This is a genomic window from Oceanospirillum sp., from assembly GCF_982874595.1.
In genome coordinates this window covers 119,927-134,534 of record NZ_CEYNZH010000006.1, presented here as the reverse complement: position 1 = coordinate 134,534, position 14,608 = coordinate 119,927, and the positions used below count along the sequence as shown (strand labels likewise).

The following is a 14,608-nucleotide window of genomic DNA, read 5'->3' as shown; positions in this document are numbered from 1 at the left end:
AAATGGCGTCCCATAGGGGGTTCGAACCCCTGTTACCGCCGTGAAAGGGCGGTGTCCTAGGCCACTAGACGAATGGGACGTAATCCTGCAAATAACCCCTCATCGAAGGATGGCGCGCATTTTATAGAGGCCTACAAAATGTGTCAACACCTTTTTTTCTTTTCTTATCAAAAACTTCCGACACTTTACTCAACAAGCTTAATGACGATCAAACCCTATAGGAAACAGCTCGTTATAATTCGCACCCTATCGATTTTTCTCTTATTATTGATCAAGGTGTATAAAAACTGCTTTTTTAAGTTTTCAGGGATCATGCCGATAGGCAATAGATATCAGTGCTCGTATTCATATATAGTTAGCGCTGATACAAAGTGAAACACTTATCGGATACCAAAATTATAAAGCTCAGGATAAAGGGAACCTGGAATGTCATCAGTGATCATTCTTGGCGTTGTGCTTTCATTAGCATTAGGCCTAATTTTTATAGTCTACTCAAAGCAAGCTGCGGAAAAAAAACGCATCGAACATATCCGCTATCTTCGCTCACTGGGTGATCGCGCCAGAAACCTGATGTTTCTGATGGAAGAGGTCCCTCCGCACTATCTGGGCCAGGATATGCGAATATTTCTTTCGCGCAGTGTCGTCGAGTTGTTTCAGCAGCAGTACGAAGCAGACCCTGATGATAAAGTTGCCAAGCACCTTGAGAATGCGAAGCAGATGCTTGAGTTTGCCACCAAAAACAAAAACGTCTCCACAGTACCTGTTACCGATATCCAAACGGCTAATAATGTCCGCCGTAACCTCAAGTTGCTGCACAAGCATATCTCCGTTCAGTATCAGGAGAAAAAAATCTCACATGGTGCTGCCCAGGGCTTTCTGAAACAACTGCGTAAAGCATTCGCCCAAACCATTATTGAGGTTTACATCTCTGCGGCCAAAAAGTCAGAACGTGAGATGAAGCCTAAAATTGCAGCGATTCACTACCGCCGGGTTATCAGCGAGATGGGCAAAAACAATCAGGGTGGTGACTACACCGACCAGATCCTTGCTACTAAGAAACGTGTTGATGAACTTGAGGATACGGCAGCTAAACAGGAGCAGCAACAGCGTCTGGAAGGTCAGCAGGAAGGCGATCAGCTAACGAAAGAGTTTGAAAAAATGATGGAAGAAGAGGATCAATGGAAGAAAAAGCAGGTCTATGACTAATAACCAACTCTCTATAAACCTGTAGATATACTCTCTGACTATGACTGACAATACGACTAAGAAGCAGCTCCCTGCTAACGAGCAGGAGTGGCAACAAGAACTCTCCCCGGAACAATATGACATCTGCCGTTGTGGCGGCACAGAGCCCCCTTTTACCGGTAAGTACTACAACCACCACGAAACAGGGACCTATCTGTGCGTGTGTTGTAAGACTCCGCTTTTTGACTCGGCCACCAAATACGAATCCGGTAGTGGCTGGCCAAGTTTCTGGGAGCCTATTAACGCACACGCGATTCTCGAACGTACCGACCAAAGCCATGGCATGATACGTACAGAGATCCTCTGCCAGCAGTGTAATGCCCATCTCGGCCATGTATTTCCTGATGGGCCACAACCAACCGGGCTGCGCTACTGCGTTAATTCAGCATCTTTAGATTTCGAACTGGCAAGCGCTGAAAAATAACCCCGCACTAAACTGCTGATTAAATTTCGTCCTCTTGATATAATTTTGCGCTTTGTTAAGCCGCTTTAGCCTTAAGCTTCAGCGGCTTGTTTTGTTACAAGTGTGCGTGAACTCAGTTCCAAAAGACAGGAGAGCTCCATGGCGATGTTAGGTTGGTATCCGGGACACATGAATAAGGCTCGTCGCCAGATTAAAGACGCTCTGCCCGAAATTGATGTCATCATTGAAGTTCTGGATGCCCGACTCCCATACTCCAGCGCGAACCCCATGCTGAATGAACTGCGGGGCAACAAACCCTGTCTGAAAATTCTCAGCCGAGACGACCTGGCTGATCCGGCTATAACCAAACGCTGGATTCAACACTTCGAAGAACAGGAAGAAACTCGGGCGATTACCGTTACGACAACGGAGTCCCGCACCCTGAAGCAAATTCCGAAGATCGTCAAAGAGATGGCGGGGCAGGTGCGCAAAGATCGCGCGGTTCGCGTTATGGTGATGGGAATTCCTAACGTAGGAAAATCGACTCTGATCAATAGCCTTGCCGGTAAAAAAGTTGCCAAGGTCGGTGACGAGCCCGCAGTAACCAAGCGCCAGCAAAAAATCACACTACCCTCAGGTATCGCCATCATAGACACCCCCGGAGTACTTTGGCCACGCATTGAAGATCAGAACAGCGCCTACCGCCTGGCAACGTCCGGCGCCATCCGTAACACTGCTGTCGACTATCTGGATATCGCCATGTTTGCCGCAGGGGAGCTGATGACCCGCTATCCCAAACCTCTGGAAACCCGCTATAAGATGAAAACTCTGCCGGAAACCCCGGAAGCCGTTCTGGAACTCATTGCCAGCAAGCGCGGCGGCCTGAGAGCCGGCGGTGAAATAGACTGGCATAAAGCATCGGAAGTATTACTGAATGATATCCGAGGGGGGCATATGGGACGGCTGTCACTGGAAGTACCGGAAGATATCCCCGAGCCTGTCATCGAAGAAGAATCCGAAACACCGGAAGATTAAGCTGCATTCAATAGCAGCAGGGTATTCCACCTACCCGCACATTGAATATTCCAGCAGTGATATAAATCAAGAGAAACAATAGCTGCTTTCGATAACCTAAGCAGCATTTTTGCTTAATGCTGCCAAACACTAACAATAAATAAAGGTAACAATCCGCTTATGCCAAACCCTTCACCCTCCAGCCCGGACAACGATCCTCCGGTCGAGCGACGCCAGACCCCAACGGCCGCGACTGCTCTGGATGAAGCAACAGGTGGACTATACCGCAAACTGTCGGAACTCAACCTGTTTGACACTCTGACAAACCGATATCATTCGGACGACTTCAATGCCGCACGAAGCGAATATATCCGTACCCGCATTAATATTCTCAGTGTCGTATTTGCCATTTTTGCCCCTCTTTGGATTCCGCTGGATTACCTGCTACTGGCCCCCGAAGACTTAAGCACCATCGCTTTTTATCGCCTGATGCTGTTTAGCGCTATGCTGATACTGCTACTGGTTAACAACGCCAAGAAGCGTAACCTGCAGCACTCTCTCTTCTGCCTTACGTTGCTGATTGCCTTTCCGGCTATTTTTTACACCGCAAGCCTGTTCCGGCTTATCGGGGGCGATGAAGCCCTAATCGGGTATAGCTTCATTCCTTTCCTTCTCGTGGCCATATTAAGCGTATTTCCGTTAACGATTCTGGAAGCCAGTATCCTTGGGGCAGGACTAATCATCACCCTACTGTACAACGACTTTTTTGCCGGAACCCTATTCAGCCTGGATGGTTTTAAAGATCTCTGGCTAATCTCAACGCTGCTGGTCATTGCTCTATGGGCCAATCAGGCGCAGCTGCATATGCTGCTTCGACTCTACCGCCAGGCAACCCGCGACCCTCTGACAGGCCTGCTCAATCGACGCATTATGATGGAGCGGATAAAAGAGCTGAATAAAACCTGGAAAAAATCAGAACGTCCACAAGTCAGTCTGCTGATGCTCGACCTGGATCGCTTTAAGCGTATCAATGATACTCACGGCCACCTGACCGGTGATCATGTTCTTCAGTCTTTCAGCCAAATCATGAAGGATGAACTTCGCAGTACCGATATTCTTACCCGTTACGGTGGCGAAGAATTTGCCACTATCCTCCCCGGCAGCAGTATTGAGAATGCCCTGAAAGCAGCAGAAAGGATTCGCATGCGCTGCGAACAGTCCTGGGTTACCTCAAAAGAGAATGAGCCAGTCCGCTTCACGGTCAGCATCGGAGTCGGCGAACTCAAGCCGGATGAAGATTTTAATGAAGCGTTGCACAGAGTGGATAACTCCCTCTATGAGGCAAAGAAGAGCGGTCGGAACAAGGTGGTTCAGGCTGGCTGAACCACCCTCTCAGAACAGTTTCACTGCTGCGAAACACATAATCAGCAGAATGTGGCGCTCCTGACTTAACGCCCCTGCCAGCAAGGTGAACGCTTGTTCAGAAATGCATCAACGCCTTCCTGGGCATCGTGGGCCAGCATATTCTCTGTCATAACCCGACTGCAGTAGTTATATGCTTCAGCCTGCGTCATATCTCTTTGCTGATAGAAAGCCTCTTTACCAACCTTAAGTGTATAAGAGGACTTAGCAGCGATCATTTGGGCAACCTCATCAACTCGGGCATCAAGGGCTTCAGGAGCAACCGCTTCGTTGATCAAACCTACCGCTTCCGCTTTATCTGCAGGCACCATTTCACCCGTCAGTAACATCGCCATCGCTTGCTTGGGGTGCACAGCACGGGTCAGGGCAACCATAGGCGTTGAACAGAAAAGACCAATATTTACACCCGGTGTAGCAAAGCGGGAATCCGCAGCAGCATAGGCCAGATCACACGTTGCCACCAACTGACAGCCAGCAGCGGTCGCAATGCCATGAACCTTAGCAATCACAGGCTGAGGGATCGATTGAATCTTCGCCATCAGTTCTGCACAGGTGGAAAATGTTTCCTGATAAAAAGCCTCACACCCCCCCTCTTTCATCTCCCTGAGATCATGGCCGGCACAAAAACCCTTACCACTACCTGAAATGATCACAACCTTGATCGACTTATCCAGGGAAACAGCATCCAACTCCTTAATCAGCGCCTGCATGCAGCCAAGGGACAGCGCGTTATACGCCTTTGGGCGATTCAGCATCAGAGTACTGACACCATCGCGATCCTCACGAATTACCAAAGTATCTGTCTCAATCGCAGAGCCTTTATTCTGAGCCATTTCGGATTGCTCCATTGTCATTGCTACGGTCCTTTTTATTGTTAAAATCAGGTTTACCAGAAAAACAGCATATCACTCTGGCGAAAAAAACCCATCAGTCAGACTATTCATCTGTTTATCGTCTTACCAAAGACCGATAAATTATTTAATATGGTTCTTTCTAAAAAAATGAGGCAAATACTGCCCCACCCTATACCCCTTACCGCACAACGGAACCCGTATGCAAACCATCAAAAAGTCCACAAAACTGAACAATGTATGTTATGACATCCGTGGACCTGTCCTTGAAGAAGCCAAACGAATGGAAGAGGAAGGTCACCGTATTCTTAAACTGAATATCGGTAATCCCGCCCCATTCGGCTTTGAGGCACCGGAAGAGATTCTGCAGGATGTACTTTATAACCTGCCCAATGCCCAGGGCTACTGCGAATCCAAAGGTTTGTACTCGGCCCGTAAGGCGGTGATGCAGGAGTGTCAGCGCAAAAAAATCGACAATGTGTCCATCGAAGATATCTATCTGGGCAACGGTGTCAGCGAGCTGATTGTAATGGCGACTCAGGGTTTGCTGAATGACGATGATGAACTACTGATCCCGGCACCGGATTACCCGCTGTGGACCGCAGCAACCCGTCTGGCCGGCGGCAAAGCCGTTCACTACATCTGTGACGAACAGGCTGACTGGTATCCGGATATCAATGATATTCGCAGCAAGATCACCGAACGCACCAAGGGTATTGTGATCATCAACCCGAACAACCCCACCGGTGCTCTGTATCCGGAATCCCTGCTGCAGGAGATTATTGAGGTTGCCCGCGAGCACAATCTGGTGGTGCTGGCCGACGAAATCTACGACAAGATTCTTTACGATGAAGAGAAGCACACCTCCATCGCAAGCCTGGCAGATGACGTACTCTTTCTGACCTTCAACGGTCTGTCCAAATCCTATCGTGTGGCGGGTTTCCGTTCCGGTTGGATGATTATCAGCGGCAACAAGCGCAAGGCCTCTGACTTTATCGAAGGCCTGAACATGCTCTCTTCCATGCGCTTATGCGCCAACGTACCAGCCCAGCATGCGGTCCAGACAGCTCTCGGGGGTTATCAGAGCATTAACGACCTGATTCTGCCCGGTGGTCGTCTGAAAGAGCAGCGGGATCTGGCCTGGGAGATGCTGGACAACATTCCCGGTATCAGCTGCGTGAAGCCCAAAGGTGCGCTTTACCTGTTCCCGAAACTGGATGTGAAACGCTTTAACATCCACGATGATGAGAAGTTTGCCTACGACCTGCTCAAGCAGGAGAAGATGCTGCTGGTTCAGGGAACCGCCTTTAACTGGCCGGAGCCGGATCACTTCCGAATCGTGTCTCTGCCTTATGTGGATCAATTAGAAGATGCGATCAACCGCATCGCTCGTTTCCTGAGTAAATACAGCCAGTAAGCAGACGCCCATTTGAGCAATGAGATGCCCCGCAATACACGGGGCATTTTTTTGCAAATACTTCATTTTTTAGGGAACTTTCACGGAACCAAAAATTTTGACCGTTATCAAACATAAACCTTGTTGGGTAATGATGAGATGGCATATCCGCGTATGGCCAGCGAACAGATAAAAAAGCGCCAGCCCTTGTAAGCGTGTATGTTAAACCCAATAAAAAGGTATCAGATTAACTTGATGGAGAATTCGCAGATATGATGCGTATCGGACTATTCCTTTTAACGAACCTGGCTGTACTTGTGATTGCAGGTATCGTCCTTAGCGTACTGGGGGTAGGCAATTATAAAGCCGGTGGTAGCCTCAACCTGACCAGCTTGCTGATCTTCTGTGCCGTGTTCGGTTTTACCGGCTCACTGATCTCCCTGTTTATGTCTAAAACGATGGCTAAAATGAGTACCCGTACTCAGGTGATCGACCAGCCTCGCAACGAAACGGAAGCCTGGTTGCTGCAAACCGTTGCAGAGCTTTCCCAAAAAGCGGGGATCAAGATGCCAACTGTAGGTATCTTTCCTGCAATGGAATCCAACGCTTTCGCAACCGGCTGGAATAAAAACGATGCCTTGGTTTCGGTCAGTGCCGGCCTGCTGCAACGTATGAGCCCGGAAGAAGTTCGTGCGGTTCTGGCCCACGAAATTGGTCACGTAGCCAATGGCGACATGGTCACGCTGTCGTTAATTCAGGGGGTTGTAAACACCTTTGTACTCTTCGCGACCCGCGTTGTCGTTTATGCTATCGACCAGTTCACTGCTGATGAAGAAGGCGAAGGCGGTCTGGGCTGGGTTGCCGAAATGGTGCTAACGATTGTACTGGATATTCTGTTCGGTATTCTGGCCTCGGCTGTTGTCGCCTGGTTCAGCCGACAGCGCGAATTCCGGGCAGACCATGCTGGTGCAACGCTTGCTGATCGTCAGGCGATGATTTCTGCACTACAGCGCCTGAAAGCGGAGTCTAATGAAGCAAGTATCATGAAAGGCTCTATGGCCGCTCTGGGTATTTCCGGTGGTAAGATGTCTGCACTATTTGCCTCTCACCCACCCCTGGATGACCGCATTAAAGCACTGCAGCAAGGCCGATAAGCAGCCCCATTAACGTGTCCCTCATTGTGAAAACCGGTCTTTTGACCGGTTTTTTCATTGAAGAAAGGGTAAAGGCGACTTCCAATAACACAAAGAAGCATACACAATATTAGAAAATCCGTATAACTGCGGGAACATCGCGCATGTCAGCGCGACGACTCCCCTGCACAGAAGGTTTTCTATGCCCCCCAGCGCCCGGTCCGACATACTGTTACCTGCCAACGAAACAGAACGTCTGCAGCATCTGCACGATCTGGCCATTCTGGATACTAAGCGGGATCCGGGCTTTGACCGCCTGACCGAGTTAGCAAGAGATCTTTTTGACGTCCCGTTCGCCCTGGTCTCTCTGGTTGACCAAAACCGGCAGTGGTTCAAATCGGAGCAGGGCTTCAATAGCCATCAGACCAGCAGGGATATCTCCTTCTGCTCCCATGCAATTTATCAGGGCCAAAACCTGATTGTTCCGGATACGCTAAAAGATGAACGTTTCCGCAATAATCCACTGGTTACCGGGAAACACTCCGTTCGCTTTTATGCCGGTATACCTATCAGCATAAATGAAGGACTTCATCTGGGAAGCTTCTGCATTCTGGATACCAAGCCCCGGGTACTCACCCATCGGGATATTACTCGCCTGGAACAACTGGCCCGCCAGGCAGAAGAGCTGATCAAACTGCATCAGCAAAGAATCCGGCTTGAGCACGAAAAAGCAGAAGTGAATATCAGCCGTGCCCGCTATCGGGCCATTGTTGATTCCGCAGCGGCCGGCATCATCCGCATTAATCAATTCGGAACCATGCTTGAGGTTAACCCTTTTGCTCAAAAGCTACTCGATTACACCGAAGAGGAGCTGAAAGGGAAGAATGTAAAAATGATCATGCCAAGCCCCTGGGCCAAAGAGCATGACGACTACCTGCATCGCTTTATGACCAGCGGCCAAGCCAAAATTATTGGTAAAGGGCGCGAAGTAGAAGCCAAACGAAAAGATGGAACCCTCCTGCCAATCCACCTTGGGGTCAGCGAGGTACACAGCAACCAACCTGACGAACGCCAGTTTATTGGTATCCTGTCAGACCTGAGAGATGTAAGGGCTGCCCAGCATGCTGAACAACAGGAAAAAGCCCTGCTTAAGATTCTGCATCAGGGACTGACGGATTATCAGGCACTGCTTTCTCAGGACAAGCTGTGGGCTTTCCTGATGGAAGCTCTGAGAGAACTCACAGCAAGTGATTACGCCTTTATCGGTGAAGTACTGACCGTCAAAGACAAGAAAGCACTGAAACTGCATGCGATTACCGATCTTTCCTGGAGCGAAGAATCCAAGCAACTGATGAAGCAGCTGGTGGCTGGCGATATGCTGCTGACCAATCCAAAGACCCTGATTGGTCAGGTATTTGCTGATGAAAAGCTCATCATTAACAACCGGATGCAGGACCTTGTCGGTAACAGTCATCTGCCACCGGGTCACCCGGAGCTTTATCGTTACATGGGCGTTCCGATTTTTGATCAGGGAGAGGTGATCGGCATGTTTGCCATTGCAAACTCTCAGCAGGACTACCAACCTGAGTTAGCGGAATGGCTTAACCCCTTCACCAGTACCTGCGCACTGCTGATCCGACTTTATCGCCAGATGCATGAAAGGGAGCAGATCAACGAACAGTTACTTCAGGCAAGAGATGCTGCGCAAAACGCCAGTCAGGCCAAAAGCGAGTTTCTCTCCTCTATGAGCCATGAACTGCGTACACCGATGAATGCCATTTTGGGTTTTGCCCAACTGCTGCAGTCCGGCAAACATCCTCTGACCGATCGCCAGCAACGTCACATAAAACAGATTTACAAAAGTGGCCAACACCTGCTGACCCTGATCAACGATGTATTGGATCTTGCCCGTATCGAGGCAGGCCGTATCAGTGTTTCTCTGGAATCACTGAATGCTCAGGAGATGATGCAGGACGCCTTAGAAGGCCTGCAACCTATCGCAGACCAGTATCAGATCAAACTTCACCCCCTGGAAGCTAACACTCAAAAACAGTGGGTGGTGGCAGATTATACCCGTTGCCAGCAGGTCCTGATTAATCTGGTCACCAATGCGATTAAATACAATCGCCCCCAGGGAGAAGTCACCATCCGCAGCATTGCCTGCAAAGATATGCTACGCATCGAGGTAGAAGACACCGGTACCGGTATCTCCGACGACCAGCTCAATCAGTTATTCCAGCCCTTCAGCCGTTTGGGGGCAGAAAATTCTGCTATCGAAGGTACCGGTATCGGCCTTGCTTTGTGCCGGGAGCTGGTCGAACTGATGAAAGGTGAGATCGGTGTTGAAAGTGAAGAGCACAAAGGCAGCTGCTTCTGGTTTACCCTGCCCCTGTCGACAGAACATGATAACGCCCAAACCACATCGGAAACGGACTCAAAAGACGCCGAAGGCTGCTGCCATCTACTTTATGTGGAAGACAATCCGGCCAATCAACGCCTGTTAAAAGCCTTTGTTGACGAATTGCCGGAATACCGGCTGACACTGGCCTCCTCCGCAGAGGTCGCTTTAGAGATAGCCGCTTCTGATACACCGGATCTGATTCTGATGGATCTGGATCTACCCGGTATTAGCGGCCATCAGGCTCAGCAGATGCTGTCCCGAAATCCTCTGACCCGAACGATTCCCGTTATAGCCGTTTCTGCCTCAGGCACCGAAAAGGATCGTAAAGAACTCCTTAAAGCTGGCTTTATCGACTATCTGAACAAACCGCTGGATCTGGACGCTCTGTATCAGCTCCTGCAGGCCAAATTGGAGCACTAAGTATGGATAGCCAAAGCTCATTAAACACTGAAGCAGACATCCTGATTCTTGACGACAACGAAGTAAATGTCGATCTCCTGGCCAGCATGCTCGAAGATGAGGGTTTTACACAGGTCCAGTGCATGACTGACCCGCGACAGCTGATGCCCAGAATCAAAGAGCGCTGTCCTGATCTGATTTTCCTCGATATCCGCATGCCGCATATTTCAGGCCTTGAACTGCTGGAGAAAATACGGGAAAGCCTGGGTGACAAACTGCCTGCCGTCATTATTCTGACCGCTAACACCGACCAGAACACCCGCTATCAGGCTCTTGAACTCGGTGCCCGGGATTTCCTGACTAAGCCATTTGATAATCAGGAAGTTCTGCGTCGTCTGGACAATATCCTTCAGGAACATCTCAAGTTGCAGCAACAGATGTTTCGGGCAGACGAACTGGAATCTCTCGTGGCTGAGCGTACCTGTGAACTCCGACGCATGGCCGTTGAAGATCCTCTGACCGGCTTGCCTAACCGAACCGGATTACTCAGTCTGCTGCAACAGGCCATCGACCAGAACCAGCAGTTGATGATCTACTTTTTTGCGGTCGATGGGCTTGATGAGATGGCTCGCTTACACGGGCTGGAAGTCGCTGAAAATCTGGCTCTGGCCCTCAGGGAAAGAGCGACTCAATATCATCAGGAAGGTGATATCCTGGGACTCTGGAGCAGCACGGAGTGGGTACTGGCACGCCGCACCCAAACCCCCGGCCAACTTTCCTGTGAACAGCTGGCAAACCATGTGCTCCCTCTGCTGGAAACCATCCGCCAGCCGATCGACTATCAGGAGTTTCGTTTACGGCTTAATGCCCGTGCCGGCATCAGTGCATCAGGACAGGGACGAACCGCTGAAAACCTGATCCGGCTGGCCGCGCTCGCAGTTCCTGAAACCCCAAATAGTTGGCGGGACTACACCCCGGAACTTGAGGCCCAGCTGCAAAGAAAGCTCACACTACAGGAAGCTCTGAACCACGCGGCGGACAGAGAAGAGCTGGAGCTTTATTTTCAGCCAAAGATCAGTCTGCATAACGAGCAGTGCCTGAGTGCTGAAGCACTGCTGCGCTGGACACACCCCACCCTCGGTCGCATATCTCCGGTTGAGTTTATTCCTCTGGCGGAAAAAACCGGGCAGATAATCGATATTGGTCATTGGGTTCTGGAGGCCAGCTGTAAACAACTCAAGCAATGGCTGGATAAAAAACAGGTGCCGGATAATTTTATGCTGGCAGTCAATGTGGCCAGTCAGCAGCTAACCCAGCAGGACTTTGCTCAAACCTGCCTTCAGATTCTGAACCAGTATGAGCTACCGGCATCCGTTCTGGAAATCGAAGTTACAGAATCCGGCCTGATGGATGATATGGCTGAAGCATTACTCCAGCTCAGGCAGCTTGCAGATGCGGGCATTTCCATCGCCATTGATGATTTTGGCACCGGTTATTCCTCCATGGCATATCTGAAAGATATGCCCGTCTCCGTACTGAAAATCGACCGCGCGTTTATCAAGGATATGCACGACAACACCAAAGACAAAAAGCTGGTAGAAACCGTGATGCAACTGTGCAAAAACTTTGACTTTATTACAGTTGCAGAGGGTGTTGAAAATGAAGCCCAGCTGGAGATCCTCAGAGCGCTGGATTGTGAACTGATTCAGGGCTATTACTACTCACCGCCATTAACCGGCAAAGCCTTACTCCAGTATATAAAGGCAATCAACGGATAAGCATGCGGCTGCAGGGATTTTACCTAAAAGGGCTGACCCGTCTTAAAACAGAGTCAGCCCTTTTTCTGTGCCCTGAAACGCTAAACAATCATCACCGGACACTTAGCATGGGCAGCCACGCGCTGCGAGACACTGCCCAGAAACATACCATCCACATCGGTATGCGTCCCTTTTGACCCCATCACAATCAGATCCACCTCTTTCGATTGAGCAAAGGCGACAATGGTTTTCGACGGACGCCCCCCTTTAACAAACCCACGACAGGTCACCCCCTTCTTCAGCGCATGCTTTTTCGCCTGATCGACCACATCACGGGCATACTCCGTCAGTGCCTGATCCGGTATCTGCATATCCTCCGGTCGAACCATCGACAGAGAAGCTTCAAACAGGCTGTGATGCTTATACACACATAAGAGATAGATCTCCGCTTCTGATGCCTGCTGTTTCGTCAGCTCCTGAAGCTCAATGGCCTTATCCAGCGCATCCAGTGCTGTAACCGACCCATCAACCGCCACTAAAATTCGTTTAAACATGTGTACTCCTCAAACCAGCCCTCAGTCACTGAAAGCCACATCCCGCAGGAATAACGCAATCTCTGGGAAAGCCACCAGCAAACCTGCAGAGAAAAGCAGAATCGCAATAAAAGGCCCCGTCCCGCGAACAACTTCCCAGTAAGGTTTTTTAAAGATCGCAATGGCGGTAAAAATATCGCAGCCGAAGGGAGGCGTTGCCGAACCGATCGCAACCTGCAGCGTAATAATGATCCCCACATGAACCGGGTCCAGCCCGGTTGCCTCGATCGCGGGAGCAAAGATGGGGGTCAGCACCAGAATCACCACGATCGGATCAACAAACATACAGGCAATAAAGAAGGCAACCGAGATAGCGATAAGAACGCCAATCGGCCCCATCTCATTAATACCCACAGCCTCAAGAATGGTTTGCGGAATCTGCGCAAAAGAGATAATCCAAGAGAAGCCGTTACCCACCCCGACCAAAATAAAGACAACGGCCGTGATCAGACCCGTTGATTTGGCAATGGTAAAGATATCCTGGCTGCTCAGTGAACGGAAAACACCAAACTCCAGTATGACCGCATAGAGCACGCAAACGGCAGCCGCTTCCGTCGGACTGAAAACGCCACCGTAAATACCGCCAACAATAATCACCGGGAACATCAGAGGCCAAACCGCCATACGGGTTGCCTTCAGGCGCTCTGACCAGCTGGCCTTATCTTCCGTTGGAACGTTATGTATCGTCGCATAGATCAGGCAATAAACCGAAAACAGAAACAGAATCAGCAGGCCTGGACCAATGCCGGCAATAAAGAGCTCGGCAATCGATGTTTCTGAGATCACACCATAGATAATCATGCCGATACTGGGGGGAATCAGAAAAGCGATATCACTGGCATTGATAATCAGCGCAAGAGAAAAGGAATCTGAATACCCCGCTTTGAGCAGCTTAGGACGCAGTGCTGAGCCCACTGCGACAACCGTGGCCTGAGTCGAACCGGATACCGCGCCAAACAGAGTACAGGAGGTTGCCGTGCTGATCGCAAGCCCACCGCGAATGTGACCAATAAAGGTCATCACCATATCAATCAGTCGGTTAGCAGACTGCCCTCTGGTCATAATATCCGCCGCCAGAATAAACATTGGCACGGCAATCAGCGACGCAGGACGAATACCGCCAAGCACCTGCTGAATAAACGTATCCATCTGACCAAAGCCACCAAACATCATATAGAAGCCGGTCAAAGCTGCGGTAATCAGAGGGATCATCATTGGAAAACCGAGCAGTAACAGCACGATCATTATCAGCATTAAGGTGGTAGCCATGATCAATCCTTATGCATTATTTTTTGTGGAGCCAAACCATCTCAGGCTGAAACCGGTCAGACTTCAGATTCATCATCGGCGTAACCATCCAGCACACCGGTGGAAAGGTAGATATCTTTGCTGGTGAGATTTTTAATCACCGTCAGAAAGTACTGAATCCCCGTTATGGCAAATCCAATAGGAACCCAGATATAGATCCACCAGATAGAGAACCCCAGCGCTGGCAGAATACGCCCTCGTTTAAACACATCTGCCACATATTCATAGGACAGCCAGGCCAGTAAAAACATGATGACTGATGTCACCAGAGCGATCATCACCATGGCCCACTTGCGGGTTTTATGGGGAAGGGAATCATAAATAGCCGACATACGAATATGACGCCCCTGTCGGGCCGCATAACCAATACCCGCAAACGTGATAAGAATAATCAGAATCCGGTTAATCTCACCGGCAAAGAAAAGCCCCTGACCAAAACCAAAACGGGCAACAACATTAATGCAGGTATTCAGTGCCATCAGCAACACACCCGCTGCCAGCATAAAGGCTTCTACCTTGCTGATCAGGTTGTCGATTTTTCCCAGCAGGCCAGGGAGTTCAGAGTGATAGGTTAGATTTTCAGAATCCGTCATGGCATTTCGCCCATGCAGCGGCAAACTGCGTTGCCGTTAATATAGGTCCGAAAGCCCCGACCAGAGGGGCTTCCGGACATCAGTATCCCTGAA

General features: G+C 49.9%; 12 protein-coding genes and 1 tRNA gene. 8 read left to right on the top strand and 5 right to left on the bottom strand.

Translation table 11 applies throughout. The features are described from left to right. Positions 1-3: 3 nt before the first annotated feature. Positions 4-79, bottom strand: a tRNA-Glu gene (locus AC4GL5_RS04740). Positions 80-426: 347 nt separating this feature from the next. Between AC4GL5_RS04740 and AC4GL5_RS04735 the strand changes: the two genes are divergently transcribed. The 4 genes from AC4GL5_RS04735 to AC4GL5_RS04720 all read left to right on the top strand — a co-directional run bounded on the left by AC4GL5_RS04735 (position 427) and on the right by AC4GL5_RS04720 (position 4,045). After that, positions 427-1,206: a hypothetical protein gene (locus AC4GL5_RS04735; RefSeq protein WP_490381641.1), complete on the top strand. Its 780-nt coding sequence runs from the start codon at positions 427-429 to the stop codon at positions 1,204-1,206. Positions 1,207-1,246: 40 nt separating this feature from the next. Continuing rightward, on the top strand, positions 1,247-1,669 hold the full coding sequence (gene msrB / locus AC4GL5_RS04730; RefSeq protein WP_490381640.1) for a peptide-methionine (R)-S-oxide reductase MsrB: 423 nt from the start codon (positions 1,247-1,249) through the stop codon (positions 1,667-1,669). 144 nt (positions 1,670-1,813) lie between these two features. Then, a complete protein-coding gene (ylqF, locus tag AC4GL5_RS04725; protein WP_490381643.1) occupies positions 1,814-2,683 on the top strand; it encodes a ribosome biogenesis GTPase YlqF in 870 nt (289 codons plus the stop codon). Positions 2,684-2,842: 159 nt separating this feature from the next. Next, complete coding sequence (locus AC4GL5_RS04720) at positions 2,843-4,045, top strand: GGDEF domain-containing protein (protein ID WP_490381639.1); 1,203 nt, start codon at positions 2,843-2,845, stop codon at positions 4,043-4,045. Between the two features lie 65 nt (positions 4,046-4,110). On the opposite strand, the gene AC4GL5_RS04715 is transcribed toward AC4GL5_RS04720, so the two are convergent. Then, a complete protein-coding gene (locus AC4GL5_RS04715; protein WP_490381638.1) occupies positions 4,111-4,938 on the bottom strand; it encodes an enoyl-CoA hydratase in 828 nt (275 codons plus the stop codon). A 199-nt stretch (positions 4,939-5,137) separates the two neighbouring features. Here AC4GL5_RS04715 and AC4GL5_RS04710 point away from each other — a divergent pair, with 199 nt between their 5' ends. The 4 genes from AC4GL5_RS04710 (at position 5,138) to AC4GL5_RS04695 (ending at position 12,042) form a co-directional block, all read left to right on the top strand. After that, complete coding sequence (locus AC4GL5_RS04710) at positions 5,138-6,352, top strand: pyridoxal phosphate-dependent aminotransferase (protein WP_490381637.1); 1,215 nt, start codon at positions 5,138-5,140, stop codon at positions 6,350-6,352. Between the two features lie 251 nt (positions 6,353-6,603). Next, a complete protein-coding gene (htpX, locus tag AC4GL5_RS04705; RefSeq protein ID WP_490381636.1) occupies positions 6,604-7,485 on the top strand; it encodes a protease HtpX in 882 nt (293 codons plus the stop codon). Positions 7,486-7,666: 181 nt separating this feature from the next. Next, the gene (locus AC4GL5_RS04700) at positions 7,667-10,285 is read left to right on the top strand and encodes an ATP-binding protein (protein WP_490381635.1); all 2,619 of its coding nucleotides are present in this window, start codon (positions 7,667-7,669) and stop codon (positions 10,283-10,285) included. A 2-nt stretch (positions 10,286-10,287) separates the two neighbouring features. Further along, positions 10,288-12,042 (top strand): GGDEF/EAL domain-containing response regulator, encoded by a 1,755-nt coding sequence (locus AC4GL5_RS04695; RefSeq protein WP_490381634.1) that lies wholly within the window; start codon positions 10,288-10,290, stop codon positions 12,040-12,042. 80 nt (positions 12,043-12,122) lie between these two features. On the opposite strand, the gene AC4GL5_RS04690 is transcribed toward AC4GL5_RS04695, so the two are convergent. From AC4GL5_RS04690 to AC4GL5_RS04680, 3 genes are read right to left on the bottom strand one after another with little or no spacing between them, the layout of a single operon-like run. Continuing rightward, on the bottom strand, positions 12,123-12,575 hold the full coding sequence (locus AC4GL5_RS04690; RefSeq protein ID WP_490381633.1) for a universal stress protein: 453 nt from the start codon (positions 12,573-12,575) through the stop codon (positions 12,123-12,125). A 21-nt stretch (positions 12,576-12,596) separates the two neighbouring features. After that, complete coding sequence (locus AC4GL5_RS04685) at positions 12,597-13,883, bottom strand: TRAP transporter large permease (RefSeq protein WP_490381632.1); 1,287 nt, start codon at positions 13,881-13,883, stop codon at positions 12,597-12,599. A 56-nt stretch (positions 13,884-13,939) separates the two neighbouring features. Continuing rightward, the gene (locus tag AC4GL5_RS04680; RefSeq protein WP_490381631.1) at positions 13,940-14,515 is read right to left on the bottom strand and encodes a TRAP transporter small permease; all 576 of its coding nucleotides are present in this window, start codon (positions 14,513-14,515) and stop codon (positions 13,940-13,942) included. Between the last annotated feature and the right edge of the window lie 93 nt (positions 14,516-14,608).

Coding starts and splice junctions, on each gene's coding strand:
- AC4GL5_RS04735 (WP_490381641.1), top strand. CDS start 427: ATGTCATCAGTGATCATTCTTGGCGTTGTGCTTTCATTAGCATTAGGC.
- msrB (WP_490381640.1), top strand. CDS start 1,247: ATGACTGACAATACGACTAAGAAGCAGCTCCCTGCTAACGAGCAGGAG.
- ylqF (WP_490381643.1), top strand. CDS start 1,814: ATGTTAGGTTGGTATCCGGGACACATGAATAAGGCTCGTCGCCAGATT.
- AC4GL5_RS04720 (WP_490381639.1), top strand. CDS start 2,843: ATGCCAAACCCTTCACCCTCCAGCCCGGACAACGATCCTCCGGTCGAG.
- AC4GL5_RS04715 (WP_490381638.1), bottom strand. CDS start 4,938: ATGACAATGGAGCAATCCGAAATGGCTCAGAATAAAGGCTCTGCGATT.
- AC4GL5_RS04710 (WP_490381637.1), top strand. CDS start 5,138: ATGCAAACCATCAAAAAGTCCACAAAACTGAACAATGTATGTTATGAC.
- htpX (WP_490381636.1), top strand. CDS start 6,604: ATGATGCGTATCGGACTATTCCTTTTAACGAACCTGGCTGTACTTGTG.
- AC4GL5_RS04700 (WP_490381635.1), top strand. CDS start 7,667: ATGCCCCCCAGCGCCCGGTCCGACATACTGTTACCTGCCAACGAAACA.
- AC4GL5_RS04695 (WP_490381634.1), top strand. CDS start 10,288: ATGGATAGCCAAAGCTCATTAAACACTGAAGCAGACATCCTGATTCTT.
- AC4GL5_RS04690 (WP_490381633.1), bottom strand. CDS start 12,575: ATGTTTAAACGAATTTTAGTGGCGGTTGATGGGTCGGTTACAGCACTG.
- AC4GL5_RS04685 (WP_490381632.1), bottom strand. CDS start 13,883: ATGGCTACCACCTTAATGCTGATAATGATCGTGCTGTTACTGCTCGGT.
- AC4GL5_RS04680 (WP_490381631.1), bottom strand. CDS start 14,515: ATGACGGATTCTGAAAATCTAACCTATCACTCTGAACTCCCTGGCCTG.